The organism is Pseudoalteromonas sp. S327 (genome assembly GCF_005886415.1).
GTDB lineage: Bacteria > Pseudomonadota > Gammaproteobacteria > Enterobacterales > Alteromonadaceae > Pseudoalteromonas > Pseudoalteromonas atlantica.
In genome coordinates, this window is record NZ_PNDP01000103.1 from 1 (window position 1) to 2,011 (window position 2,011).

The window sequence follows — 2,011 nt, forward strand, 5'->3', positions numbered from 1 at the left end:
ACCAGAGTTTGAACAGCCATTCAATAGCTGTGCACTTAATGTAGAATCTAAAAACTACACAGAAGCTGAAGCCATTTGTACACAAGCAATTGCCTTATTAAAAGAAAGCCGTGGCCCACGTTTAAAAGTACGCGAACTTACATCGTTTGCATTAAGTAACCGTGGTGTAGCCCGCATGATGGCCAAAAAAGACACCGCAGGCCTTTCAGATTTATACGAAGCGTATCAAATTTCTAAAAACTCACTGGTATCTCATAATTTAACGCGTGCTAAAGAAGATTTATCGTTATAAAAACGTTTTATAACGCGATAAAAAAGCCGATGAAGGGATAATCCTGCATCGGCTTTTTTGTATACAATTGAAAGTTTTATATCGTGTTTTTATCGAATAGACCAAAATTGTTATAAAGCGATTTTTGTTTAGGTAACTGGCTTGTTTGAGTTGTTGAGCAACTATTATTAGTTAACAAGTATAGAGCCTCGCTTAGAAGAGGATCTTTGGTATCGCCCCAATCAGAATTAATGGTATCTTCGGCGTAACAATCTGCAGGTAAACCATCAAAGTAATCACCATAGCCAGCTGAGTTAGTCATTTTAAAGTTTATGGCAAACACAACGTGGTCACAAAGTTGATTAATATCCATGCCAACAGGCTTTCCTCCTGTGCTTGTGCCAACTACTTGAACATCAATGTAAGGTTCTAGCGCATTTATTACCACTTCGCTGGCAGACAATGTTTGTTCAGTGGTAAGTATTACTACACGAGGTAAATTTAGGCGTGGTTGATTATTATTTAACTCGAAATCTACGCTGTTAGTTTCACGGTTTTTATTATATTCGTAATTAAACATAGGCTTGCCAAGCACGTTCTCAGCAGCAATTTGGCTTGCTAGTTGTTTAGCTACATTAAGGTAACCGCCCCCGTTATAGCGTAAATCAAGTACTAGCTCTGAAACGCCCTCTTGCTCGAATAACGAAAATGCGTCATCTAAGTCTGGGGCACTGCGTTCAATAAAGCTATTAAAGGCCAGGTAGCCAACCTTACCTGTACTAGATTCTAATATGCGGGCGTCTAGAATAGTGTTTGTGCTAACCGTTGCGCGTGCCATAGTGCCGGTTTGTTCTTCACCGTTTAAATCTATCCACGTTACGTCTACTGTATAGCCTTCTTCTTCAGGCCCCAATAAGGCATCGTAGTCAAACGTATTGTTGGTTATTGCTTCTTCAATATTTACGCCATTCATTTTGGTGATTAATGAGCCTCTGGTTAACCCCATAGCTGCTGCATTACCATCGTCAAATACATACTTTACAAGAAGACCGTTAGATTCTATTTTGTTTGCTAAACCATAACCAAAATAACTCGCGTTAAGGTATCGGTCTTCATATTCTTGCGCGGTGACTACATAACTGTATTTATCTAATTCTACTTGCGATTTAACTTCGGTCATTAAATCGCTTAATGAGTCAAATGTAGATGGGTTTGTTGAGGTATTTAGCTGCTCACTCCAAAGGTAATCTGTTTGGAGGTAGTCCCAAAGGGCTTCGTTTTGTGCTGTTTGACTAGCACATACTGCAGGGTCGGAACTTATAATATCGCCTTCGTTCTCTGAGGAGCCCCCACATGCACATAATAATAAAAATGAGCTAGATAAAACTATATTTTTTGTTTTTTTAATCATGACAATCCTTGTAAATATTGGGTTAATTAACAAAGTTACAACACTAATGCTTTTTTGGCAATAGGTAACCATTGTGTAAATTGTTGAGTTTATTTAAGTTTATTTATAGCTTTCAGTCGGCCAATCTTCTGCTGTAAAAGAAGGGTAGGCTAAGTCTATAAGTTAGTATTTCTCATTTATTAGGTTTGTTTTTATCGTTTGTCGCTGCGCTCAGAATTATCTAAAGTTGAGTTGTCGCCAATAAGTACGACTAACCAAACAGGAAGATAATCATGAAACGTACACTTTTAAAAACCATCGCTCTTGGTTCATTATTAACTTGCTCAGCT

At 38.1% G+C, this 2,011-nt stretch carries 2 protein-coding genes; one reads left to right on the forward strand and one right to left on the reverse strand.

What is annotated here, in order from left to right; genetic code table 11:
• On the forward strand, window positions 1-292 hold a 292-nt coding region (locus tag CWB60_RS20320), incomplete at its 5' end, for a hypothetical protein (RefSeq protein WP_138628022.1).
• Between the two features lie 76 nt (window positions 293-368).
• Here CWB60_RS20320 and CWB60_RS20325 read toward each other — a convergent pair.
• Complete coding sequence (locus CWB60_RS20325; RefSeq protein ID WP_171036174.1) at window positions 369-1,682, reverse strand: S41 family peptidase; 1,314 nt, start codon at window positions 1,680-1,682, stop codon at window positions 369-371.
• Window positions 1,683-2,011 lie beyond the last annotated feature (329 nt).